Genomic DNA, 24274 nt, shown 5'->3' with positions numbered 1-24274 from the left:
TAAAGCTATTCCAGATATAGAAAACAAACTTGAGCACAGAATAGTTCATATTTCTACCATAGATGTAATAAATGCTATAAAAAATACAATAAATATGTATATTCCTAAAGAGGATTTTATTAAAAAAACTTTAAAGGATAATAATTATAGAACTTCTCTTTCAAAAGCTTTATCTGTGTTCCTGTCAGATAGGCTTGAGTATATCTTTTTAATTTTTAGGGATAAAAATAAATACAGATATTTACTTGATGTAAGTAATAAGAATGAAAAATTCTTTCCGGGCTTTCCATTTATACCTTTAAAAGAAGAAGAAAAAATTCTTCAACAAGCTTTTAGAGAAAAAAATGATAAAGTGATAATTCATAAGGATATAAATACAATAGGAATAACCTATTATTTACCGATAATACAAAATGGACAAGTGAAATCTGTTCTTATTGCTGATTTTTCGTTTGAAGCTCTTAAAGAAATTAAAAGGCTTATAGGTTATATCAAAAAAACATTGATATTTGCAGGAGGAATTATAATAGTCTTAATCCTTGTTAGTGGATATTCTTTTTATAAAAATGTTGTTCTTAAAGAAAAAATATATGTTGATACCCTTACAGGAGTTCACAATAGAAGTTATCTTGAAAATTTACAAAATTCATTAAATCTAAATGATTACGTTATTTTACTGCTTGATGTAGATTATTTCAAAAATGTTAATGATACATATGGGCATCAGGTTGGAGATGAAATTCTCAAAAATGTTGCCAGAATTCTAAAAGAAAATCTACGTGGTGGAGATTATATAGTTCGATATGGTGGTGAGGAATTCTTAATTTTACTAAAGAAAAGCTCAGATGATACAGAGGGTAAATGGGCAGTTCATGTTGCGGAAAAATTACTTCAGAAAATAAGGAGTCATAAATACAGAGATATAAATATAACTGCCTCAATAGGTGTAAATCTTGAAACCGATGAATCAAGGGATTTAAATGATGCGATTAAAAAGGCAGATATAGCATTATATAAAGCAAAAAATAGTGGTAGAGATAGAGTTGAAATATACTCAAGTAAGGATGATAAAGAGAGTATTACTCTGGCTGAGTTAAAAGAGATTATAGAAAATAAAAAAATAGAATGCTGGTATCAGCCTATTATTAATATAAGAACCATAAAACCTCTGTATTTTGAAGCCCTTGCCAGAATTTACCATAAAGGAAAATATCTTCCACCTCCCAAATTTGTTGACCTAATTAAAGGAACATTTATGTATTCAAAATTTACAAAGGCAATTATTGAGTATAATCTACAAACTCTGAAAAAGTATCCTCAGCTTATTATCAGTATAAATATGTCACCTTCCGATTTTATCAATGAAACTACTGTGGACTTACTGCTTTCGGCAGATAAAGATGTAATTAGTAGATTGAAATTAGAAGTTCTGGAAACAGAAGAAATTCATAATTATGAATCTCTGAAAAAGAATCTAAACAAGTTAATTGAAGCAGGGTATCAGATAGTCCTGGATGATTTTGGAGCCGGATATGTAGATTTTTATTACATAACCGATATAGATGCAAAATATCTTAAACTGGATGGTTCAATTATCAGACAATTACCGGATAGTGAGAAGTATTACAAACTTACCAAACATCTGGTTTCGTTCTGCAAAGATATGGAAAAAATTCCAATAGCAGAATTCGTTGAAAATGAAGAGATACTCAATGCATTATTTGAACTCGGAATTGATTATGGGCAGGGTTATTACTTTTCAAGACCTTTGCCAGTTGATGAGATAATCAAGAAATATTTTTCTTGAAAAAAGACTCAGAATAAAATATATTTTGGAAAATCTGTTTTGGGGTAATGCAGATGAAAATATTTATGATAGATAATTACGACTCATTTACATATAACATAGTTCAATATTTTTATGAGCTTGGGGCAGATGTTTTAGTTAAAAGAAATGATGAAATTAATATTGACTATATAAAATCCTTTGATGATATTGATGCTATTGTTATATCACCGGGACCTTGCACACCTAATGAAGCAGGTATTTCTGTTCAGGTTATAAAGGAGTTTAAAGGTATTTACCCGATTTTAGGTGTATGTCTTGGTCATCAGTCTATCGGAGCAGCTTTTGGGGCAAAGATAGTAAAGGCAAAATGCCTTATGCATGGGAAAACTTCGGATATTTACCATACAGGAGAAGGATTGTTTGAAGGAATACCATCTCCATTTAAAGCAGTTAGATATCATTCCCTTGTTATAGATAAAGAAACGCTACCGGAAGACATTAAAATAACTGCATGGACTAAAGAAGATGATGAAATAATGGCCATAGAGCATACAAAATATCCAATCTGGGGTGTCCAGTTTCATCCGGAATCTATTCTTACAGAATACGGAAAAAAACTACTTAAAAACTTTATGGAGCTTTCTCAAAAATCAAAGGGGAAGTTGAAAACTATATCAAATTCCTGATTACCAGTTTCAAACCATTTATACTGGAATGAAGACCTTTCCCTTATTCTAAATCCGAAGCTATACCATCCAACCATTTTTTCTTCTTCTATTTCCCCCAGAGGCTTTGAAAGGGCAACAAATATTCTCCTTGTTATATTCCTTTTGGCAAATATAGATGCAGATATACCGGTAGAAGGCGAATACTGGGGAAGTATGTTTATCTCAAATCCGGTATTAAACAGCCCCCGCTGGTTTTTAGATTTGAACGGCAGCAGGGCATATATGATTTTTCCAATAGTCTGGAATATAGGCATATTTTCAAGTGCAGATGGAGTATCCCTTAATAGTAGTATGGACAGTATCTCATCCTTTGATTTTGGAGGACTGGATGAGAAATTAATCTTAGGCTGATACAGGGAACCTGTAACATCTATAAATATAAATGTTTCTGCTATGGATGTTGAAATTCTTGCAGATATATAAGGTTCACTGTTTATAAATTTGATATTGGCGAAATCTATATTGTATTTATTTCTCATAAAGAAGATTTCGCCGTAGATTATACTCAGATTACCATTTATAACAGGCTTTGCAGCTGTTCCCGTCAGTTTAAGTTTAAATTCGCCGTATGCTTTTCCCCAGCTTCCGTATATATAGACCGGTATATAGCTTTCTAAACCTATATTAAGGAGAATTTTTTTCAGGAAATTTTTTTGCTGGCTTTCCGGTGTTTCCTCTTTTTTGAACCGGTCTTGCATATCTTTTTCCAGTTTAACTCTTCCTGTAGCCGTAATTTTCCCTGATACTTTGTAATAGGTATCTTTATTTTTCATAAAAGATTTTATTTTTAAGGCTGTATTTACATTTCCGGAAATTATGTTCATATATTTAACAGGTAAAAACTGGGAGTTTATATTAACCCTGAATACATTCTTAGGTAGATAACCATTTCCATTGATATCAAAAAAACTTTCCCCAAGGGAAACATTTGGACTTTTACCTGAAATGGATATTTTTATTTTTCCATTCTCCATTGATAACAATGCATCTTTTACTCTAAGAATTCCTATTGTGTATGCGGTTTTTACCCCTAAGTCTTTAGAGTATATTTTGATTTTTGCATTTTTAACAAAGTTTTGGAGCTTTCCTGAAAAATCAAAACTGTATTGCAAGTCTCCAGAGGTATTTACATATTTTAGAAAAACAGAAAGAAAATCTCTGTTTATAGTGCCTTCTGAGTTTATTTCCATATAGCTGTCAAGGGGCTTGAAAATAAATTTGTTTATTTTTCCTTTTATGATTCCTGCAAAGCTGATAGGCTGTGCTGTGATAACCCCATTTTTTATTGACATATTAACTGCAGAGGAATCAAAGAAATAAAGGTATTTCTGAGATATAGCAAATTTCTGGAGATTTAGCTTGCCTTCAAACTGTTTTGGATTTTTAACAGGGACAATTAAGCTTCCTTTAAGATTCATCAAATAAATATTAAGGTCTTCCGGTAGCATTATGGCAAATTTATCAGAAGAGATATTCAGATTTACAAACTGTTTGTCTTTTTTCAGTTTAAAATTAACGGTGGTTTTTATAGATACGCTTTTACCTTGCTTACCTTCTTCTGTTAGTTTTCCTTTTATTTCCTTTAGATTTCCTGCAAAAATAATATTTAGGTTATTTTTAAATCCATTTTTTTCAAGAAGTAAAGAAGCTTTACCGTTTATTGTCTGGGATTTAAGGTTAAACCTGGTGTTTGCATTTAGAATACTTTTATTAAAATCAGATAATCCCTTAGCTTGAAGATTTAAAAATCCATTTTTGTTTTTTAAATGGAACAGCCCTTTTATAGATTGGACAGTGTATTCCCTGAGTTTTACATTTTTGCCATGTATTAAGGCCTGTATTTTTATATCAGATGGGGATAATTTTCCTTTTGAACTAAAATGAAGACGGCTTTCAGTTGCCGGGATAAAAACCTGACCATCTAAAAAGTTATATTCAAGCTGCCATTTTTTATCCACAATTGAGAAAAGTAGATTACCGGATATCTGTTCAGGTTTTATGTTTGAGAATAGGACGGGAATCTTTTCTGTAAGGAAAGGATTTATTGGTTTTAAGTCCGCATTATTTGCTTTTATTTCAAGGTCTAACTGGAATGGCAAAAATGCAATATTCAGTTTTCCATCAAGCTGATTATCTTTGCTAAATGAAACATCAAGTTTCCTTTCCTGCTGAGAGTAGTTAATCAGATAAGAAACCTGATTTAGTTTAATTTTGTCATAATAAAATTCTTGAGCTATTCCTGAAAGGTTTATACTTATGTCAGGTAGAGCTCCTGCATAATGTCCATTCCCATCAAGAATACCACCGAATTTAAATCTTTCACCGAAGGTTAGCTGATATAGATTTAGATTTTCAAATGAAAAATCCCCCTCCAGATAGTTTTTGTTAAAGCTACCGTTGAGAAAAGCAAAACCATCCTGTTTTTCAAGTTTCAGGGTGTATATGCCTGAAAGGGATTTGTTTTTTATTTCAGAGTATATGCTGCCTTTGTCATACTGAATTCCATAGATATTAGGAGAATCAAGATTCAAATTAACTGTGGTCAGGTTATTTTTTAGATTAACCTGAATATTTCCGGTTATAAGGGATTCTACAGGTATCTGTTTTCCTAAAAAGGCATAAAGTTCGGAAAGTTTCGTTTTATTCAGGGAGAGTTTAATACGGTTGTTTTTGTAGTCAAAGGATAACTTCAGGTTTTTGGAAGAAGCATTTCCAGTTATATGGATTTTTCTGTTTTTCAGAGAGAGTTTAAGGACGGATTTTATTTCAGGAATTAAAAAATTCTTTATTTGAATGCTTTTTATGTATCCATTTCCTGAAGAAACAAAAACATGGCTTTTCAGCAGATAATCAAAATTTTGGGATAATGATATAGTTGTAGCTTTTAGATTACCGCTAATTAGATTTGCAGCGGTTAAAAGGAGTTTCCCTTTTAATCTTTCTTCACCGGCATAGTTTAGCTTACCTTTTATGTTATCTATACTGCTTTTTTTGTAAGCAATCCAGTCAAATGAAAAATTTAGGTTTCCTGTTTTTTTGGTTCCCTGCTGACTTAGATTAAAGGATATATTACAGCCCTTCAGACTGAGGTTTTGTAAGACAAGTTCTTTACCTTTGTAGTTGCCGCTAAAATCATAATCCCCTTTATAATTAAAATTTCCATTAAAAATGAATTTACCTTTGTCTATATAGGCAATGCCCCTGTTTACAGAAATACTTTCAGGGTCTATGGAACCTGAAATCTCCTCAAATTTTGCAGTCAGACCGTCAAATATTACAAAAAATGGTTTTTTTGTTGAAAATTCATTAAAACTATTCTCCAGTGAAAAATCCTTAATTTTCAGGTTTTTTTTATTTGGAAACTGAATTTTTAGATTTAGATTGTCTATATCTGATTTTATAAAATACAAGGTAAAAAATATATATTTAAAAGGATTTGTTTTGATTTTCCGGGTTTTCTTGCCTTTTTTTTGGACAATAGTTGAAATATCTGCATTTTTTACATAAAGTTCAATAAATGGCTTCTTTCGTATCAGATTTAGTAGATTAAAATATGCATCAAGATTTTTTATTGATACATTAAACTTATTTTCTGCCTTTGCTTTTATATAGCTGCAATGAAGTTCCCCAAAATATAGGCTACAATCATCCTCAAGTTGAATACCGTAATGTTTTGCTATTACTGTTCTCTTTTTCCAGAAAAATGAAATTGTCAGACCTATCAATGAAAAAATGGAAATTATTATGGCAAAAACAACAAGTATGGTGATTATATCTTTTTTCATTATATTTATCTTTTATGAAGGATAGTAGTAAAATTATATCAGCTTTCCTTTATTTAAATGGAGGGATGAGACATGGCATCTTTAGAAGTTCTTCAACTACTTGAAAAAGCAAAACTTGCTTACGACAGTGAAAATTATGAAATGGCACAGGTTTATCTGGATGATGCACTGTTGCAGGCACCGGATATGCCTGAGGTTCATTTTTGGAGGGGAAAAGTAGCTACAACTGACCTTAATGATGAAGTAATTGAAACAGCAATAGGAGATTTTACACAGGCTATTGAATTAAAGCCTGATTACTGGGAAGCCTATTTTGAAAGGGGTAAGGTTTATCTCTATTTTGATAGACTTGATGAGGCAGAAGAAGATTTTCTTAAAGTTGCCCAGCTAAACCCTAATTTCAAGGAAGTTTATTCATATCTCGCTCAGATAGAGATACAGAGGGGCAATGACCAGAAGGCTATGGAATATCTGAACAAGGTAACAACAGGTGGAGATTACAAGTATTACTACAACCTTGGAAAGATATTCCTGAATGCAAAAAGCTATGAAGCCGCAATTGAGAATCTCTCAAAAGCCCTTGAAGATAACAAATATCTGGTTGATGGATACTATCTCAGGGCAAAGGCCTATGAAGCTATCGGCAAGTATGATGAAGCAATAGAAGACCTGAAAAAAGCAGCCACCCTTACCCCTGAAGAGAAAAAATATTTTACAGATATGGCAAAGATATATTTCAAAAAAGCTATGAAAGCTGCAGATGAAGGAGATATAAGAACCGCTGCAGATTACTTTATAGAGGGTCTTAAGATAAACTACCACCTTAAGATTGAACCCGAATATGAAAAAGTTCTTGAAGATGCTGCTAAAGATGCCATGTCAAAAGGAGAATATCAAAAAGCCATACAATATCTGGAGTTTGCAGAAAGGGTTGTTGATAATAGATGTGTTGATGAACAACTTCCTTTTGAGGAATGTATCCAGCTGAAAAATAATGTTCAGGCATTAATGAAAGAAGCAGAAAAAGGACTTCCCCTTAAAGAAAGAATTCTTAAAAAACTAAATGACATCTATGCCAAATAGGAGAGGCCATGTTAGACATAAAGTTAATCAGAACAAAACCAGATTATGTAAAAGAAAGACTTTCAACAAGGGACAAAGTTTATGCAAAAATGATTGATGAGCTGCTGGACATTGATGAAGAAAGAAGAAGCATAATAAAAGAGGTAGAGCAGCTAAAGGCAGAAAAAAATAAACTTTCAAAGGAGATAGGCCAGTTATTTAGGGAAGGAAAAAAAGAAGAAGCTGAAAAAGCAAAAGAAGAAGTCCATGCAAAAAATAAAAAAATAGAACAACTGGAAAAAGAATTAAAAGAAATAGAAAATAGATTCAACAGACTACTGCTTAGTATTCCAAACATTCCCCATCCTACAGTTCCTATCGGAGAAGATGAAGAAGATAATGTTGAAGTTCGCAGATGGGGAGAACCAAGGAAATTTGATTTTGAGCCTGTTCCCCACTGGGAGATAGGAGAAAAGTTAGGAATTCTGGATTTTGAAAGGGGTGCAAAGCTTTCAGGTTCCAGATTTACGGTCATGTATGATAAGGCTGCCAGATTAGAAAGAGCCTTGATAAACTTTATGCTTGATCTTCATACGAAGGAACACGGCTATACAGAGGTATGGTCTCCGGTTCTGGTAAAACCTGAGATACTCACAGGAACAGGTCAGCTTCCAAAATTTGAGGAAGATTTATATAAAATATGTGATGAGGATTTATACCTCTTGCCAACAGCAGAGGTTTCCCTTACAAACCTTCATGCAAATGAGATATTAAAAGAGGAAGATTTACCCAAATACTATACAGCCTATACTCCCTGTTTCCGTAGGGAAGCAGGTTCCCATGGTAAAGATGTAAGAGGTATTCTAAGGCAACACCAGTTTGATAAAGTTGAGCTGGTAAAAATAGTCAAACCTGAGGATTCATATCTTGAACTGGAAAAACTGGTTAATGAAGCAGAAAAGGTATTACAACTACTGGAAATTCCCTACAGAGTTGTGGAACTTTGCACAGGAGATTTAGGATTTTCAGCTGCTAAAACATACGATATAGAAGTCTGGATACCTTCCCAGAATAGATACAGGGAAATATCATCCTGTTCAAATACAGAGGATTTTCAGGCCAGAAGGGCAAAAATCAGATATAAAGATAAAGAGGGTAAAAATCAGTTTGTCCATACATTAAACGGCTCAGGCCTTGCCGTCGGCAGAACTCTCCTTGCAATAATGGAAAATTATCAAACTAAAGACGGAGATTTTGAAATACCTGAAGTGCTTAAGAAATACATGTAAGGGAGGCGGAGTTGATAAGGATAGATTACACCAATGTTATGGCAGAGGTTATCGGGGAAAGAGATGGTATTCTCAGGGAAGAACTCTTATCATTTAGACATTTTGTTGTTGAAACCCATTCAATAATCCAGAGGGAAAAAGACAGAAAATTTTATTTTTGTAAGCTTCCTTATCAGGATACACAGGAAATAAAAGATTATGCACAGCATATAAGGGAAAATTTTGAGTATTTTGTTCTTATAGGGATAGGTGGTTCATCGCTTGGAGCTAAAATGCTTTTTGAAAGCTTAACAGACCTGAACTATAACCTGAAAAATAGCCCTAAATTTTTCGCCCTTGAAAATGTTGACCCAGCTGTTTTTGCTTCTGTTTTAGAACAGATAGATATTAAAAAAACCTGTTTTAATGTGGTAACAAAATCAGGTTCAACTGTAGAAACCATTGCCAATTTTTCAATAATTTTATCAATGCTTAAAAAAGAGCTTGGGGATAAATACAAGGAACATCTTGTTTTTACCACAGACCCGGAAAAGGGCTTTTTACGTAAACTTGGAAATCAGGAAGGTATAAAAATGTTTGATATTCCACCTAAAGTAGGTGGTAGATTTTCTGTTTTATCTCCCGTTGGTCTTCTGCCTGCTGCAGTTGTGGGAATAGATATAGATGAGCTGCTGTCAGGTGCCAAGAAAATGGACTTGATATGCTCCATTGAGGAGCATGTTGAGCATAATCCGGCATATTTGATAGCTCTTACCCATTACATAGCTAATATGAGAAGAGGGAAAACAATTTCTGTAATGATGCCTTATGCAGAAAAATTATCATCTTTTGTAGACTGGTATAGACAGCTATGGGCAGAAAGCCTTGGTAAAGATGGCCTTGGACAGACACCTGTTAAGGCTATAGGCACAATAGACCAGCATTCCCAGATACAGCTTTACAGAGAAGGCATAAGAGACAAAATCATAACATTTATACAGATAGAAGAGACGGAGGAAGACTTTAAAATTCCAGAGGATTTACCGGAAGATATATCTTATCTCTCTGGACATTCTCTTCATGAGATTTTAAACAAAGAACTACTTGGAACTAAAGCCGCTTTAATAAAAAGCAAAGTGCCAAATATAACTATTTCTATGGATAAGCTTTCTGCTTACAATATTGGAATGATGATTTATATGTATGAGCTGGCGACAGGATTTTCAGGATATCTGTATAAGATTAATCCATTTGACCAGCCAGCTGTTGAAGAAGGGAAGAACTTTACTTATGCTCTTATGGGAAGAAAGGGCTATGAAGAAAAATTGGAAGAATTCAAAGAACTGTATAAAGAAAAATACAAAATAGAAATACAGTAAAAAGATAATAAAATTTAATTTTAGAGGAAAATATGAACAATTTGGCTAAGATAATAATAGGTGATAGCCGTAAGATGTTAGAGGTTGAAGATAATTCTGTTCAGCTGATAGTCACCTCACCACCATATTGGTCTATAAAAAACTATGGAAAAGAAAATCAAATCGGATATGGCCAGACCCTTCATGAGTATTTAAAAGACCTCTATAGAGTCTGGAAAGAATCTTATAGGGTATTAGAACCGGGAAGAAGACTAATTATTAACATAGGAGACCAATTTGCAAGGTCTATAGTTTATGGTAGGTATAAGATAATTCCCTTGCATGCAGAAGTAATAGCGCAATGTGAAGATATTGGATTTGATTACATGGGCTCTATTATATGGCAGAAGAAGACTACTATGAATACAACAGGTGGTGCAAATGTAATGGGTTCTTATCCTTATCCTCCAAATGGTATGATAGAAATAGATTATGAACATATACTTATTTTTAAGAAACCTGGAAAAAGTAAAAAAGTAGATAAAGAAATTAAAGAAAAATCAAAATTATCCAAAGAAGAATGGAAAGAATATTTTTCCGGTCATTGGTATTTTGCAGGTGCAAGGCAAATAGAGCATCAAGCAATGTTCCCGGAAGAATTACCAAAAAGAATAATAAAAATGTTTTCTTTTGTTGGAGAGACAGTTCTTGACCCATTTCTTGGAAGTGGAACCACTGCCAAAGTTGCTCTGGAATTAAACAGAAATGCAATTGGATACGAAATAAATGGAGATTTCTTGAAAATTATAAAACAAAAATTGCCTTGTAGTAGATTGGATATGCTAAATAAAAAGGTAGAAATAATTAAAAGAGAAAAGCCGACAGTGTTAGAGCCTGTTGACTATAGTCCAAGGATAAAAGATGCAAAACCCGTTATAGAACCAGAAAAACTCAAATTTGGTAAAAATGAATTTTATAAAGTTGTTGAAATATTAGATGACGGAAGATTGAAGTTAAATACAGGGCTTACGGTAAAATTTAGAGGGATTATTATTAAAAATTTGGAAGATACAATTTCATATTTAAAACAGTATGTGCTGAAAAAAGATATTTATCTTAAATTTGATAAAGGATATAAGATAGATAATAAAGATTCAGTTGAGGCTTATGTATATTTAAAAAATAAAATATTTATAAACGCATATCTATTAAAAGAAGGGTTTGCTTCTGTTGATATAGACTCTGAATTTGACTTGAAGAATAAATTTATAAAATTGGACAATTATATTAATGTTTAGAAGGAAAAGTTTATGGAATTTAAAATAAAAAATGAGGAAATAAGGAAACTTTTAAATATAGAAACTCCAGAATTCCCTAAATATGCAACTCAAATTATAAATCTTGCAAATCAAAATGCTCAGGCAACAAGGCCTAAAGTGGTAGGGCAGATGAGTGAGTTAATAAAAGAGTTTACAGGCAAATCCATTGAGGAATGGGAAAAATGGTATATGGATAAACATCCAGAAGCTATAGATGAGGCAACTAAGAAAATAGTAGAAATGATTAATAATTTTAGGGAAGTTATTAGCCAAATAGATGAAAATTTAGTTCGCCAATGGGTTAGGGATTTGGTAATTATTAAAACGTTTATTGGATTAAAATTTCAAGAAGCTATTTTAAAGAAGATTGCCGATAAATTTAAATTAAACTACAAACTTTCAACTCCTGAAGAAGAAAGCAAAGGTATTGATGGATATGTAGGAAATATACCTGTTAGTCTAAAGCCAATCACTTATAAACAAAAAGAAATGTTACCGGAAGAAATAGCTGTAGATATTATCTATTACGAAAAGAAAAAAGATGGATTAAAAGTTATAATTCCGCCACAATTAGAAGAAAAACTTCGGCAGTTAAGTAATATATAATTTTCAGTTTAGGATTTTAAATATTCTTTTAGTCTTTTAATTCCTTCTTTCATATGGTTTATGTCCCGTGTATATGCAAATCTTATGTATTTATCGGTTTTGTAATTACCAAAATCAACTCCCGGAGTGACTGCTACATGGATTTTTTCCAGTAATTCTCTGGCGAATTCAAAAGAGTTAGAAGAATATTTTTCTATATTAGCCCAGATATAAAACGCCCCTTGTGGAAGGGCGTCTATTTCAAATATTTCTTTTAGCTGCGAGTATAAAAAGTTTCTTCTTTCAAGGAAAATTTTTCTGTTTTCTTCTAAATGCTGATAATCAAAAGCCCCTAAAGCTGCATACTGGCTTATAGTCGGTGGAGATATAAAAACATTTTGCATAACTATTTCAGCTTTTCTAATAAGTTCTTCAGGGAGGATTATCCATCCAAGTCTAAATCCCGGCATACAGAAATATTTTGAAAACCCGTTAATCACGATAGCTTTGTCTGAAAATTTAAGGGCTGTATGTTCCTTTCCTTCATAAACAAGCCCGTGATATATTTCATCTGAAATAAAATAGATACCATTTTCCTGGCAATATTCAGCTAACTCTTTCAAATTTTTTTCTGAGTATAAATTTCCAATTGGGTTTGCAGGAGAAGAGATATGAACTGCTTTTATATCTTTGTATTCTGAAAGAGCACTAACAGTTAGTTGATAATCTGTTTCTCTTCCGGCAGGGATTAAAACAGGTTTTATATCAAGGATATGGGCAAAATTTTTATAGCATGGATAAGATGGGTCAGGTAAGGCTATTTTATCCCCGTCATTAAGAAGTATAGAATAAGCAACAAGAAATGCACCTGAAGTTCCGACTGTAAGGGCAATTCTTGAAGGGGATACTTCAACACCATACTTATGGAGATAGAACTCGGATATTTGTTCCCTTAGCTGAATTAGACCTAAGCTTTCTGTGTAATGATTTAGTCTGTCTTTGACGGCTTTTTCTGCCATCTCCCATACGGCTGGTGGAGGCTGAAGGTCAGGTTCTCCTATCTCAAAATGAACAGTATCCTCAAACTTCGCAGCTTCCCGGACTATGTCCATTACAATAAAAGGTTTTACTTTATCAAGTCTGCCCATATTATTTTTCAAACCTCTTAACAGAAAATTTTTCCAGATAAAAACTTTCTATATTTTTATCTATAAGGTCAAACATTATTTTTGCTGTTGCAGGGGCGAGGAGAATTCCGTTTCTGTAATGTCCTGTTGCCACATAAAGATTTTTTATATCAGTTTTGCCTATTACCGGTAAAAAGTCAGGTGTTGCCGGTCTATACCCAAACCATGTTTCCTGAATATTTTTATTTATTAGATGTGGCAGTGTATCTTTTAATCCATTAAATAGCTGCATAAGGCCTTTTACTGTATTACCATCTTTAAATCCTACCATTTCTTCAGTTGCACCTATTACCAGCCTTTTGTAGTCCTTTCTTGGTATTAAATAAGCCCTTGAACCGAATATAACTCTATCAATGTCTTTCGGGGTAATATCAATGGCTGCCATTTCTCCTTTTATTGGAAATACATGGCTTTTATAAAGTGTGTCTGTCCATGCACCTGCCGCTATAACACAAAAATCACCTTCTATAAAATCTCTGTTTGTCTTTACTCCTTCAAATTTACCGTTTCTATGGATTATTTCTTCTGCTTTTGTAAATTCATAAAGTTCTATTCCCCTTGAGCGGGCATATTTTTCAAATGCAACCATCAATAGCCTGTTATCCACCTGTGCATCGTCAGGAAATAAAGCTGCTCCTCTGATTTCTTTTCCCAGTGATGGGTAGATATCTTCTAATTCTTTTCTATCCAGCCATTGTCCTGTTAATTCAAGTTGTTTGTATTTTTCAATTCTTTCTTTAAGCTCATTTTCTTCTTCTTCAGAAAATGCCGGACATAGTATTCCGCATTTCCAGTATCCAACTTCCTGATGAACATCCCTTTCTATATCCCTTACAAAGCTGCTATACATATCTCTGCTATCAAGGCAAAAATCCAGAAAATCCCCGGGTTCAAGGCCTTCCGCCTGAGGTGCCAGCATTCCTCCAGCTGTCCAGGAAGCACCTCTTCCTATTTTTAAGTTTTCAATAATAGCAACTTCATATCCATTTTTATGAAGCTCTCTGGCTATAGATAGTCCGATAATTCCTCCACCAATAATAATTCCTTTCATCTATTACACCCCTAAATTTGTATCTTCATTCCATCATAAGCCGCTATGACAGGAATATTTGTTTTCCTTTGCAGTTTTGCTGCAATTTTATCAGGTTCTTCCTTTAGCATAGCAAGACTAAAGTGTGTAATTACGGCTTTTTTAGGTTTATATCTTTCAAGCATTAATTCAACATCATCAGCGGATAGATGGTAATATTTTTCTGTTCTATGGGGAAAAGTTGTATTGAAAATCATCAGGTCAGCATTTTCTGAATATCCTTCAAGCATTCCTTCATAAAATTTTCCACATGGGACATATATGACTTTTTTATCGTTAGAATAGAATTCTATACCATAGGTTTCAGCGCCTGGATGTATATGTTTAATTCTGCCTTTTATTTTTATATTTTTGTATTCAAAATCTGTCTGGTCATTAAGCTGAATATATTGGGAAAATGAATCCCTGAGATATTTTAATAGTATCGGGTCTTCTCCTTCTACCACATCAATTGGAGCTATTAGCACATCTTTTGGTTTTTTCTTACTTTCTGTTGCAGATTCTAAAACAGAGTTCAGGTCTGCAGAGTGGTCAAGATGTCTATGGGACACAACTATAATGTCTATATCCCTTGTGTCAAATCCATGTTCAAATATTCTTACAAGGCTGCCGGGACCCGGGTCAATCAGGATATTAACCCCTTCCAGATTAAGCCACATTCCCCCTGAATGTCTTATCTGTCTAAAAACAACAACCCTGCCGCCACCGGTGCCTAAAAATGTTATTGTATTTTTCAGCAAATTAGCCTTCCTCCTTCAACTGGTATGAAAGAGCCTGTTACAAAATCTGATTTTATTAAAAATTCAACAGTTTTGGCTATTTCCTGTTCTCCTGCCCATTTTTTGAGAAGTGTTTTTTTCAGTGGAGTTTCCATGTCTTCATATTCTGGAGCGGGGACTATAGGTCCCGGTAATATTGCATTTACCAAGACATAAGGAGCAAGTTCTTTTGCAAAAGCTCTTGTAAGGGTTAGCATAGCACCTTTTGATATTGTATAGGCAGTGTAATCTTTGTAAGGTCTAAGGGCACTGTAATCTGAGATATTGATTATTCTCCCTTCTTTTCTTTTATGCATTATTTTTCCAAGTTCTCTTGATAGGAAGAATACAGATTTTACATGAACGTTATAAAATCTATCTAAATCTTCTTCTGTGGTTTTATCCAGTTCTATCGGGTAGTAAATAGAAGCATTATTAATAAGCACATCTATATGTCCGAAATGTTTGATGGCTTCTTCTGCAAGTTTAAGGGCATCTTGTGTTTTTTCAAGGTCAGCCTGAAGGGCAATTGATTTGACTCCGTAGCTTTTGAGGATATCAACTACTTCCTGTGCTTCTTTTTGCGAAGTTCTATAATGGACAACTATATTTGCTCCTGCTTTTCCGAGATAAAGGGCTATTTCCCTTCCTATCCTCTTAGCACTACCTGTTATTAAAATGTTTTTATTCTTTATTTCCATCTTTAATCCTCTTTATTCTTTAATTTTACAGGAAAATCCGGCTGATTTATATGCCAAATTTTTAAATGATGAATGGGGATTTTTCAAAGAGGAATATCATAAGATGGTGGTATAGAGTGATTTCGTGATTGGAAGTTAATAAAGTAGAGATAGCTAGAAACGGAGATTAAATAATAAAATTTTGATGATAAAAATTTTAGCCTAGATTTTTATAAAAATTAATCCTTGTTTTTATTTTTTCCAAAGCGTTTATCCCATACAAATTCTGGATTTGTCCACAGGGTTGTATCACTTATTCCAAGCTCAACACTTAAAATTTCCAATAAAGGCTTCATTTGTGCTTCTATTTCATTTAGTTTTTGCTATAGATTAGGGTCGCAAATTTTTATAATCTTACCGTCTTCCCATCTGGGCATTAAAGCCTCTTTAATTTTATCTCTTTCTCCTTTTAGGTCTATTAATCTTTTAAGTGCTTCTTTCAGTTCCATAATTACCGTTGATTATTGTTTTTTAACAAACTTCCTAATAGGTACACAAACAAACAACAAATACGGAGTATATGACGGAGAGCAATGGTTATTTCAATTCCTTATAGGAACTCTAAAAACGCAATACATCTCGCTACTGCATTTGAGAATGTATTGAAGAAGTTTCAATTCCTTATAGGCACTCTAAAAACCCACTTGGGCTTGCTATTATGGCAGTAGTAGCGGCATTTCAATTCCTTATAGGCACTCTAAAAACAAAGACAGATAAGGATAGAAGCTATAGAAAGACTTTGATTTCAATTCCTTATAGGCACTCTAAAAACGAGATTGCAATTGAGGAGTTTTTAGAAAAAGAAGAAGAAAATTTCAATTCCTTATAGGCACTCTAAAAACATGATGGTGAAGGTGGAATGGCCAAAGCAAAAGATAATTTCAATTCCTTATAGGCACTCTAAAAACTAACCCCTATTATCCTGTTTTTCGTGTTTTTATCGGGTTTCAATTCCTTATAGGCACTCTAAAAACCCTGAAATTGGTTTCATATTCTGTTGTCAAATAGCCATTGATATATCTTATTGAAATTAAATATACGAAAAATTGAAATCCTTGTCAAATTGAGTTAATTTTCGGTCGACCTCTAATCCCGCAAAAATCCCTGGGGATCGACAAATCTTTGATACACAATATCAAGATTGGAATTTTGGCCTTTTTTCCTGTGAGATTTTGTCTCAATTAAGGATCAAAAATCTACGATCGACAGACTCAAATTTTTATATCCAAAAAATTATTGACAATATTAGTAGTTCGTTATATATTATTATCTCCGTTTGGGCCCGTAGCTCAGTTGGTTAGAGCAGACGGCTCATAACCGTCCGGTCGGAGGTTCGAGTCCTCCCGGGCCCACCATTAATTTCTGATTAAATCTTTGTGAGCCTTTTCCCATACTTTAACAGCTTCTTTACATTCCTCAATCGTTGGAACAAGGGCTATTCTGAAATATTTTGACTGACAGGTATTATTCATAATCTCAATTCCGGCACAGAAGTTAACGCCGGGAGATACAACAATTCCGTAATTTAGTAGATGTTTTGCGTATTCTTCCCCAGACAGGTCTTTAGGTGCTTTTATCCAGAAGTAAAAAGTTGCTTCTGGATACAGATATTCCAGCCCGATTTTATCAAAAAATTCTATGAATATATCCCTTTTTTTCTTAAATATTTTCCTTCTTTCTTCAACATGTTTTTCATCTGACCATGCAACCTTGGCCGCAGCCTGTATAAAATCCGGAGTGGCCACGCCAAAGGAAGCCCTGCCTTTTTTATATTCTGAGATTATTTTTTTGTCTCCGGCAACAAAGCCTGTTCTATATCCTGTTAGCCCGCTTCTTTTAGAAAGAGAATGAAAAACCACAACTCCTTCAATTCCTGCCTGCAAAGCAGAAGGAGGTTTTTCATCAAAGTAAAGCTCTGTATAGCATTCATCAGAACACAGGATAATATTGTATTCCCTGCAAATACCATACATATCCTCAAGATAAGAAAGTGAAGCTGTGGCCCCGGTAGGATTGTGAGGATAGTTAAGCCAGACTATCTGTGTTTCTTCCAGTATAGATTTATCAATTTTGTCCAGTCTAAGCAGGAAATTATCTTCTTCTTTTAATGGAACAGTTACAGGTTCACCACCGGCATAAAGAGTTCCCCTTTCATACACCGGATATGCCGGAGTTCCGAAAATAACTTTTCTTTTTTCCGGAATGTCTGTGTTTATAAAAACCAGTGGGAAATGGAATATTGCTTCTTTTGAGCCGTTAGATGGGATTATTTGGGTATCAGGATTTAGATAAACTCCAAATCTATTTTTAAACCATTTTGATATGGCTTCCCGCAGGTCTTTTCTCCCTGCAACAGAAGGATATTGACTGACCTCCGGAACTGCATCAATAAGAGCCTGTCTTATCTTTGGATCTGTCGGTTCCTTTGGGTCTCCTGTCCCAAAATCATAAATCTTGATCCCTTTTTTCTTTAGTTCGGCTTTTATTCTGTTTAATTCTTCCATCGGATAAGGTCTGAGGTTTTTAATTATGTTATTCATTTCCTCTCCTTGAAAATTTTTAAAATTTTTCTAAGTTATGGGGTATGAAGTTGCTGGAAAATATTTTAGCAAACAATAAAGATAAGAAAATAATTATAATGCCTATAGGTATTTCCGGTAGTGGAAAGACCACACTTTATAAGCAATTGTCTAAAAGGTTTGATATTGAGCATATATCCTTTGATATTTTGAGAATGGAGATTTTTAAAAAAGAAACCGGTGAAAATCCAGACAATTACCATAAGGTTTATAGATATATAAATGAAAATAGAATAAAGTTGCTGCCTCTGGCAAAAAGGAAATTACTAAATACAGATAAAAAAATTGTCTATATAGACAATACAAATCTTAAGAAAAAGTCCAGAAATAAATTTTTATGCATAGCACAGGATTACCTGAAAATTGCTGTATTTTTTAAACCCGATTTAAAAGAGTGTATAAAAAGACAATTTAAGGAAAACAGGGATAAAATTGTTTCTCCAAAGGTTATACTCCAGCAGTTTGAAATGATTGAACCACCGGATTTTGAAGAATTTGATATTATTATAAGAAAAGGTTTCCGATGGAAAAATTCGCAGTTATCACAGGAGTTTCAAAAGGACTTGGAAAAGCTCTATCAGAAGAATTTCAAAAACATGGATACAAAATAATCGGGATTTCCAGAAATAAAGGGGAAGCAAATCCAGATTATTTTATTCCGGCAGACTTAACCAAAAAAGAAGATATAGACAGGGTTTTCACAGAAATAACAAAAATTACAGACAGAGTAGATATCCTGATTAACAATGCAGGTATTGGTATTTATGAAAAATGGGAGGGTATATCTGAGGAAGAGCTGAGAAAAGTTTTTGAGCTAAATTTCTTTGCGGTTGTTTTTCTTACACAAAAACTATTGCCACTGTTAAAAAAATCTCAAGGCACAATAATAAACGTTTCATCAGTGGCTGGTAAGCTTTATGTTCCATGTATGGGAGCTTACTGCGCTACAAAATATGCTTTAAATGCCTTTTCTGATAGTTTGAGGGCAGAACTTCAAAAAGATAATGTTCATGTTTTAAATCTAATTGTGGGTAGAATTAACACAGGATTTTCCAGCAGAGCTTTAGGTTCCCGAAAACCTCCTGAGACTCCTGCAGGTAATACAACACCTGAAGATTTTGCAAAAGCCGTTTATAAGGCATTTGTTCAGAAGAAAAGGGAAATTACATATCCATGGTGGTATAAACCATTTATATGGCTTGCGAATAAATTCTCATCTATATACGACCGTAAAGCTCTGGAAAAATGGGAAAATTAGGGCTCAGACTGAACCTGTTCAAGATAATACAGCATTCTTGCACCAATTAGAATAATACCAAAGCTTAGATAAAGCCATGCCAGAAAAGCAAAAATACCACTTAGAGCACCATAAATTGGATTAGCTTTTGAAGCGATAATTATATATTTGTTGAAGACCAGAGAAATCAAAAATAATAAGATTGCAATAAAAAAGCCAACATTGAAAACTGTTTTCCAGTTGTAAATCGTATGAGGAGCAAGATATTTATAGAGAATAAACATTATAAAAACGAATGATATTAGCTGAACAATAAGTCCTACATTTCCAAAGATATCTAATAAAAACTCTAAATGTATACCGGATAAAATTTTATAAAGCATCTGCCAAACGGTAAACTCTTTAATCAGATTTATTAAAAATGATATGAGAAGCCCTATAAAATAAATTCCCAATAGGATTAGTGTGAAAATTGGGACACCAAGCAGATAAACAAGTGCTTTTTTCTTTATACTTTCTTCCCTATTTTCAAAAACATGTATAAATGCTGAATGTAAAGAGGTAAAGATACTTGAGGCAAAATAAAAGGAAATTATTAAACTACCAATTCCAAAAAATGTTCTTTTTTCTGTAAGAGTTACAAGAAGATTAAGAAATTCTTGGGTTATTTGAGGAAATAGCTTTTGTAGTGTTTCTACTATTGCCTGTGTATTTATTGTGGCAAAGTAAGAAACTACAACTGTTATAAAAATAAGCAGCGGAAAAAAGGACATAAGAGTATAAAAAGATATTGCTGCTGCATGATATGAAAAACCTTCAAAAAAGTAATCCAGAACAGCCCGATAAAGGGCTGCCAGATAGTTATAAAGAACCGACCTGCCTTTATCTAACTCTAAATACTTGTAAGGATTTATTTTTTCAAGCAAAAATCCTTTAACCTTTTACTACTTCCTCAAGTTTTTTAATCTTTTCTTCTACTTCTTCAAGAACTTCTTCTCTTTCTTTAGCTGTGAGCTCTTCTCCTTTCTTCAGGAGTGTTCTCACTTTTTCTGAAATGTCTGTGACTATCGCTTTTGCTTTACCTTTGAGTTCTGCTTCTTTGAGGGAGTTTTGTATATCATTTAATTTTTGTAAAAGCTCCTCTCTTCTTTGTGTTGCAGCATAAGCTCCTGCAGCTCCAATGGCAGTTCCCAGAAGCAACATTATTAATCCTCTTCTCATGGCTTCCTCCTTATATGATTTTTTCTAATTTTTTTATTTTTTCTTCTACTTTTTTTAATATATGCTCTTTTTCATCAAGGGGAACTCCCTTTGAGCTGGATGTGAGTTTTCTAAGTAATTTTGCTATTTCATCAATAGTTTCTTTAACTCTTCTCTTGGAAATTTCCTTTGCTTTTTCTTCTAAAGAAGATATTTTCTTTAAAAGTTTTTTCTGCTTTCTATACAGATATATAGAAAGCACAATACCTGCAATAAAGCCTCCAGCAAAAAAATAAAAATCCCTTCTCATCTGTTTCCCCTATTTTTTCCTTCTTTTAAGCAGAGAGAATATACTCATAATAGATGAAGTGTATTCCACATTTTCCACAATCCGATAAACTTTTGGAGATAATGCTTTGTAATCTGTGTTAATTCTGATTAAAAGAACAACAACCTGTTTAAGTAACATTGCAACAACAATGGACATAATAAACAGTCCAATAGTGATAATTACCATACATAATGCAATAATTCCCAGGAAAAATGTGTTTGCTTCCATAACTTTGCCCTCCTTATTTGATAAATTCAGTTTTTATTATAGATGGTTTTAACATTGTATTACTTACTGTGCATCCCCTTTTGCCTATTTCCATCACTCTAGCTATCTGTTTTTCATCAAGGTCAGAATCAAATGAAACCTTTATTGTAATCTCATCATATCTGTTTTCTTTTTCATGTTTTTTTCCTACAACTTCTATTTTAAGGTTTTCTATTTTATAACCTTTATGATTTGTATATGCCTCAACTGTAAGGCCAAAACAGTATCCTACAGAAATAAGCATTAAATCTACAGCTCTAAGTCCTGTTGCTGTGATATCAAAACCTTTACCCTCAACTTCACCATGGAAATGTCCATTTTTATCCAGATTCACTATTGCAACTTTTTCCACTTCTTAAACCTCCTTACTATTTTGGGTTAGGTATGTTTATTATAGGAGTCATCTGCTGGTCATAAGGAATAAGAATTACTGTGTTATTATCTCCTTCTGCATATGATTTTATATTTTCTATGAATTTCCATTGCAGGTATTCTTTTGTCAGAGAGCCGGCTATTATTTTATTAGCGTCTGCTATACCTTTTGCTTCTACTCTTTTCCTTTCTGCTTCAAGTTTTTCCTTTTCAACAACAAATTTCATTTTTTGCATCTCTTCGTAGGCTCTTCTTTTTTGCTCTATTGCTTCTACAACTCTTTTAGGTAATTTTATATCCCTGATTAATATCTCATCTAAGATTATATTCCTTTTTGCCAGCTCTTTTGAAACTTGTTCCATAAGTTTTTTCTGGATTAGATCCCTTTCCTGATATACCTGTGAACTGTCAAGGGTAGCGATAACATCCCTTACCGCTGACCTGATAACAGGTTTTATAATTTTGTCTTCATAGTCCAGACCATACTCAACAAAAATTTCTGCTGCTTTATCCGGTTTTATCTTATATAGAACCGTCAGTTCTGTGTTTATTGTTAGACCATCTTTTGAAAGTGAATTTATAGAATTTGCTCCCCTAAGGTCATAAGAATGGGTTCTGACAGACATTTTTATTATTCTTTCTACAAATGGAACCACAAAATTAAGTCCCGGAGGTAATTCTTCCATGTCAGCCTTTCCAAGATGTAGCTTAACTCCAACGTATCCACTGGGTATGATTACAAAAGGTGGTGCTACAAGAGCAAAGATAATAAAGATAATAAAAATAAATGGTAATATTTTTGCTATAGCCGGAATTTTTATTTGATTTGGATTCATAGTTTTAGTTCCCTCTTTCTTCTAGGTTCTCACTATCAAATAACTTAACAACTTCTCCTTCCTCTGTAACTCTGCCAAAAGGTTTTTCATAAGAGGAATAGAAATATGGGGTGTATGCTTTAAACTCTGCAGCACAGGTATCAACAACTTTATAGGAAACTTTCAGTCTTCTTTCTCTTATTTTTTCTTCTGAGGTTTTTAAAAGCCTTGCCAATTCTCTGTCTGAAAATCCCCATTGTTTCGCCTGCTCAAGCTCCTCGTCTGTTATAGATGCCAGAGTTTTTTCTGCAAGTTGCTGTTCAAAATCTATTATTTCTTTTATCTGGGTCAAAAACCATTTATCAATATGAGAAAGCTGGTGAATTTCTTCAACTTCCATTCCCCTACGGAAAGCTTCAGCTATATACCAGAGTCTATCTGCATTTGGTCTGACTATATTTTCTTTAATCTTTTCATCGCTTTCTTTTTCCAATCCCATATAAAATCCGTATCTGCCAAGTTCAAGGCTTCGCAGTGCTTTATGAATGCTTTCTTTAAATGTTCTTCCTATAGCCATTACTTCACCGACAGATTTCATCATTGTGGTTAGGGTTGGGTCTGTTTCCGGGAATTTTGCAAAATCAAATCTTGGGATTTTTGTCACTACATAGTCTATTGTTGGTTCAAAGGATGCAGGGGTTTCTTTTGTAATATCGTTAGGAAGTTCATCAAGGGTGTATCCTATCGCCAGTTTGGCAGCTATTTTTGCTATTGGGAAACCTGTTGCTTTTGAAGCAAGGGCAGATGAACGGGAAACCCTTGGATTCATTTCTATTACATAAAACTGTCCTGTTTCTGGATTTTGGGAAAACTGAACGTTAGAACCGCCTGTTTCAACACCAATTTCCCTGATTACTGCAATAGAATAGTCCCTGAGCATTTGATATTCTTTATCTGTGAGGGTCATTGCCGGAGCAATAGTTACACTATCTCCGGTATGAACTCCCATAGGATCAAGGTTTTCTATTGAACAGATAATAACACAGTTATCATTTTTGTCACGCATTACTTCCATTTCAAATTCTTTCCAGCCTATTACAGATTCCTCAAGGAGAACCTCATGAACAGGGGAAGCTTCAAGACCAGCTTTAACCTTTGGATAAAACTCATCTATGTTATATGCGATAGAACCTCCTGTTCCTCCAAGGGTAAATGAAGGTCTGATAATCACAGGAAAGCCTATCCATTCTATTACTTCCATGGCTTCTGCTATAGATTTTACAACGGCACTTTTAGGCATCTGAAGACCTATTCTTTCCATCGCAGCTTTGAATAAATCCCTATCTTCTGCCTTTTTGATTGCCTCGTAGTTTGCGCCTATCATCTGAACGTTATATTTATCCAGTATTCCTTTTTCATAAAGGTCAACCGCAAGGTTTAAGGCTGTCTGTCCTCCCAGTGTCGGAAGCAGTGCATCAGGTCTTTCCTTTTCTATTATTTTTTCTATAACCGGGGTTATAAGCGGCTCTATATAGGTTTTATCTGCAACTTCTGGGTCTGTCATGATTGTTGCAGGGTTAGAGTTGACAAGAATTACTTCATATCCTTCTTCTTTTAGGGCTTTTGCTCCCTGTGTTCCTGAATAATCAAACTCTGCTGCCTGACCGATAACTATTGGTCCTGAACCAATTAGAAGAATTCTACTGATATCTGTTCTTTTTGGCATGAAGTTAACCCCACTAAATCTGGAATTTTAAATATTTTACACCAAATATGCCGGCTAAACTTTAGTCTTGCATTATAA

The 24274-nt window shown here is 33.7% G+C and carries 23 protein-coding genes, 1 tRNA gene and 1 CRISPR repeat array; of the genes, 10 read left to right on the top strand and 14 right to left on the bottom strand.

The annotated features are described in order from the left end of the window. Both MVE07_RS01535 and MVE07_RS01530 read left to right on the top strand, forming a co-directional pair. Positions 1-1807, top strand: a 1807-nt coding sequence (locus MVE07_RS01535) for a bifunctional diguanylate cyclase/phosphodiesterase (protein ID WP_297453086.1), incomplete at its 5' end; no start/stop codon positions are given. Positions 1808-1860: 53 nt separating this feature from the next. Further along, positions 1861-2475 carry an aminodeoxychorismate/anthranilate synthase component II gene (locus MVE07_RS01530; RefSeq protein ID WP_297453084.1) on the top strand — a complete coding sequence of 205 codons (615 nt, stop codon included), beginning with the start codon at positions 1861-1863 and terminating at the stop codon, positions 2473-2475. Here the strand turns inward: MVE07_RS01530 and MVE07_RS01525 are convergent. Then, the gene (locus tag MVE07_RS01525) at positions 2433-6302 is read right to left on the bottom strand and encodes a translocation/assembly module TamB domain-containing protein (RefSeq protein WP_297453081.1); all 3870 of its coding nucleotides are present in this window, start codon (positions 6300-6302) and stop codon (positions 2433-2435) included. The genes MVE07_RS01530 and MVE07_RS01525 overlap by 43 nt on opposite strands. Positions 6303-6374: 72 nt before the next feature. On the opposite strand from MVE07_RS01525, the gene MVE07_RS01520 reads away from it, so the two are divergent. From MVE07_RS01520 to MVE07_RS01500, 5 genes are read left to right on the top strand one after another with little or no spacing between them, the layout of a single operon-like run. Then, the gene (locus tag MVE07_RS01520) at positions 6375-7385 is read left to right on the top strand and encodes a tetratricopeptide repeat protein (protein WP_297453079.1); all 1011 of its coding nucleotides are present in this window, start codon (positions 6375-6377) and stop codon (positions 7383-7385) included. An 8-nt stretch (positions 7386-7393) separates the two neighbouring features. Continuing rightward, positions 7394-8653 (top strand): serine--tRNA ligase, encoded by a 1260-nt coding sequence (gene serS / locus MVE07_RS01515; protein WP_297453077.1) that lies wholly within the window; start codon positions 7394-7396, stop codon positions 8651-8653. Positions 8654-8664: 11 nt separating this feature from the next. Next, the gene (locus MVE07_RS01510) at positions 8665-10011 is read left to right on the top strand and encodes a glucose-6-phosphate isomerase (protein ID WP_297453075.1); all 1347 of its coding nucleotides are present in this window, start codon (positions 8665-8667) and stop codon (positions 10009-10011) included. Positions 10012-10043: 32 nt separating this feature from the next. Beyond that, a complete protein-coding gene (locus tag MVE07_RS01505; protein ID WP_297453073.1) occupies positions 10044-11288 on the top strand; it encodes a site-specific DNA-methyltransferase in 1245 nt (414 codons plus the stop codon). A 12-nt stretch (positions 11289-11300) separates the two neighbouring features. Beyond that, positions 11301-11915, top strand: coding sequence for an MjaI family restriction endonuclease (locus MVE07_RS01500; protein WP_297453071.1), 615 nt, complete (start codon positions 11301-11303; stop codon positions 11913-11915). An 8-nt stretch (positions 11916-11923) separates the two neighbouring features. Here the strand turns inward: MVE07_RS01500 and MVE07_RS01495 are convergent, their stop codons facing one another. The 5 genes from MVE07_RS01495 to MVE07_RS01475 all read right to left on the bottom strand — a co-directional run bounded on the left by MVE07_RS01495 (position 11924) and on the right by MVE07_RS01475 (position 16118). Next, entirely contained in the window at positions 11924-13042 is a 1119-nt protein-coding gene (locus tag MVE07_RS01495) for an aminotransferase class I/II-fold pyridoxal phosphate-dependent enzyme (RefSeq protein WP_297453094.1), read from the bottom strand. A 1-nt stretch (position 13043) separates the two neighbouring features. Continuing rightward, positions 13044-14132 (bottom strand): glycine oxidase ThiO, encoded by a 1089-nt coding sequence (thiO, locus tag MVE07_RS01490; RefSeq protein WP_297453069.1) that lies wholly within the window; start codon positions 14130-14132, stop codon positions 13044-13046. Between the two features lie 11 nt (positions 14133-14143). Beyond that, entirely contained in the window at positions 14144-14911 is a 768-nt protein-coding gene (locus tag MVE07_RS01485; RefSeq protein ID WP_297453066.1) for an MBL fold metallo-hydrolase, read from the bottom strand. Next, entirely contained in the window at positions 14905-15630 is a 726-nt protein-coding gene (locus MVE07_RS01480; RefSeq protein ID WP_297453065.1) for an SDR family NAD(P)-dependent oxidoreductase, read from the bottom strand. Before MVE07_RS01480 ends, MVE07_RS01485 begins: the two co-directional genes overlap by 7 nt. Before the next feature lie 362 nt (positions 15631-15992). Further along, complete coding sequence (locus MVE07_RS01475; protein WP_297453064.1) at positions 15993-16118, bottom strand: hypothetical protein; 126 nt, start codon at positions 16116-16118, stop codon at positions 15993-15995. Between the two features lie 91 nt (positions 16119-16209). Beyond that, positions 16210-16643: a CRISPR direct-repeat array (repeat unit 29 nt; unit sequence TTTCAATTCCTTATAGGCACTCTAAAAAC). Positions 16644-16947: 304 nt separating this feature from the next. Between MVE07_RS01475 and MVE07_RS01470 the strand changes: the two genes are divergently transcribed. Then, positions 16948-17024 (top strand) — tRNA-Ile (locus tag MVE07_RS01470). Here MVE07_RS01470 and dapC read toward each other — a convergent pair. Further along, positions 17025-18209, bottom strand: coding sequence for a succinyldiaminopimelate transaminase (gene dapC / locus MVE07_RS01465; protein WP_297453063.1), 1185 nt, complete (start codon positions 18207-18209; stop codon positions 17025-17027). Positions 18210-18253: 44 nt separating this feature from the next. Here dapC and MVE07_RS01460 point away from each other — a divergent pair, with 44 nt between their 5' ends. Beyond that, on the top strand, positions 18254-18859 hold the full coding sequence (locus MVE07_RS01460) for an ATP-binding protein (RefSeq protein ID WP_297453061.1): 606 nt from the start codon (positions 18254-18256) through the stop codon (positions 18857-18859). Beyond that, positions 18772-19506 (top strand): SDR family NAD(P)-dependent oxidoreductase, encoded by a 735-nt coding sequence (locus MVE07_RS01455; protein WP_297453059.1) that lies wholly within the window; start codon positions 18772-18774, stop codon positions 19504-19506. Before MVE07_RS01460 ends, MVE07_RS01455 begins: the two co-directional genes overlap by 88 nt. On the opposite strand, the gene MVE07_RS01450 is transcribed toward MVE07_RS01455, so the two are convergent. Genes MVE07_RS01450 through carB form a run of 7 tightly spaced genes read right to left on the bottom strand, consistent with a single transcriptional unit; the run spans position 19503 to position 24196 of the window. Further along, positions 19503-20411 carry a YhjD/YihY/BrkB family envelope integrity protein gene (locus tag MVE07_RS01450; RefSeq protein WP_297453057.1) on the bottom strand — a complete coding sequence of 303 codons (909 nt, stop codon included), beginning with the start codon at positions 20409-20411 and terminating at the stop codon, positions 19503-19505. The genes MVE07_RS01455 and MVE07_RS01450 overlap by 4 nt on opposite strands. 7 nt (positions 20412-20418) lie before the next feature. Continuing rightward, positions 20419-20706 (bottom strand): YtxH domain-containing protein, encoded by a 288-nt coding sequence (locus MVE07_RS01445; protein ID WP_297453055.1) that lies wholly within the window; start codon positions 20704-20706, stop codon positions 20419-20421. Positions 20707-20716: 10 nt separating this feature from the next. Beyond that, on the bottom strand, positions 20717-20995 hold the full coding sequence (locus MVE07_RS01440) for a hypothetical protein (RefSeq protein ID WP_297453053.1): 279 nt from the start codon (positions 20993-20995) through the stop codon (positions 20717-20719). 9 nt (positions 20996-21004) lie between these two features. Then, positions 21005-21244 carry a hypothetical protein gene (locus MVE07_RS01435; protein WP_297453051.1) on the bottom strand — a complete coding sequence of 80 codons (240 nt, stop codon included), beginning with the start codon at positions 21242-21244 and terminating at the stop codon, positions 21005-21007. A 13-nt stretch (positions 21245-21257) separates the two neighbouring features. Continuing rightward, a complete protein-coding gene (locus MVE07_RS01430; RefSeq protein ID WP_297453050.1) occupies positions 21258-21635 on the bottom strand; it encodes an OsmC family protein in 378 nt (125 codons plus the stop codon). Positions 21636-21651: 16 nt separating this feature from the next. Further along, on the bottom strand, positions 21652-22491 hold the full coding sequence (locus MVE07_RS01425; RefSeq protein WP_297453048.1) for a prohibitin family protein: 840 nt from the start codon (positions 22489-22491) through the stop codon (positions 21652-21654). Between the two features lie 4 nt (positions 22492-22495). After that, entirely contained in the window at positions 22496-24196 is a 1701-nt protein-coding gene (carB, locus tag MVE07_RS01420; RefSeq protein WP_297453046.1) for a carbamoyl-phosphate synthase large subunit, read from the bottom strand. Positions 24197-24274 lie beyond the last annotated feature (78 nt).

It is taken from the genome of Persephonella sp. (genome assembly GCF_027023985.1).
Lineage (GTDB): Bacteria > Aquificota > Aquificia > Aquificales > Hydrogenothermaceae > Persephonella_A.
Note: the sequence above shows the minus strand (reverse complement) of the source record. Positions and strands in the feature narration are given on the sequence as shown.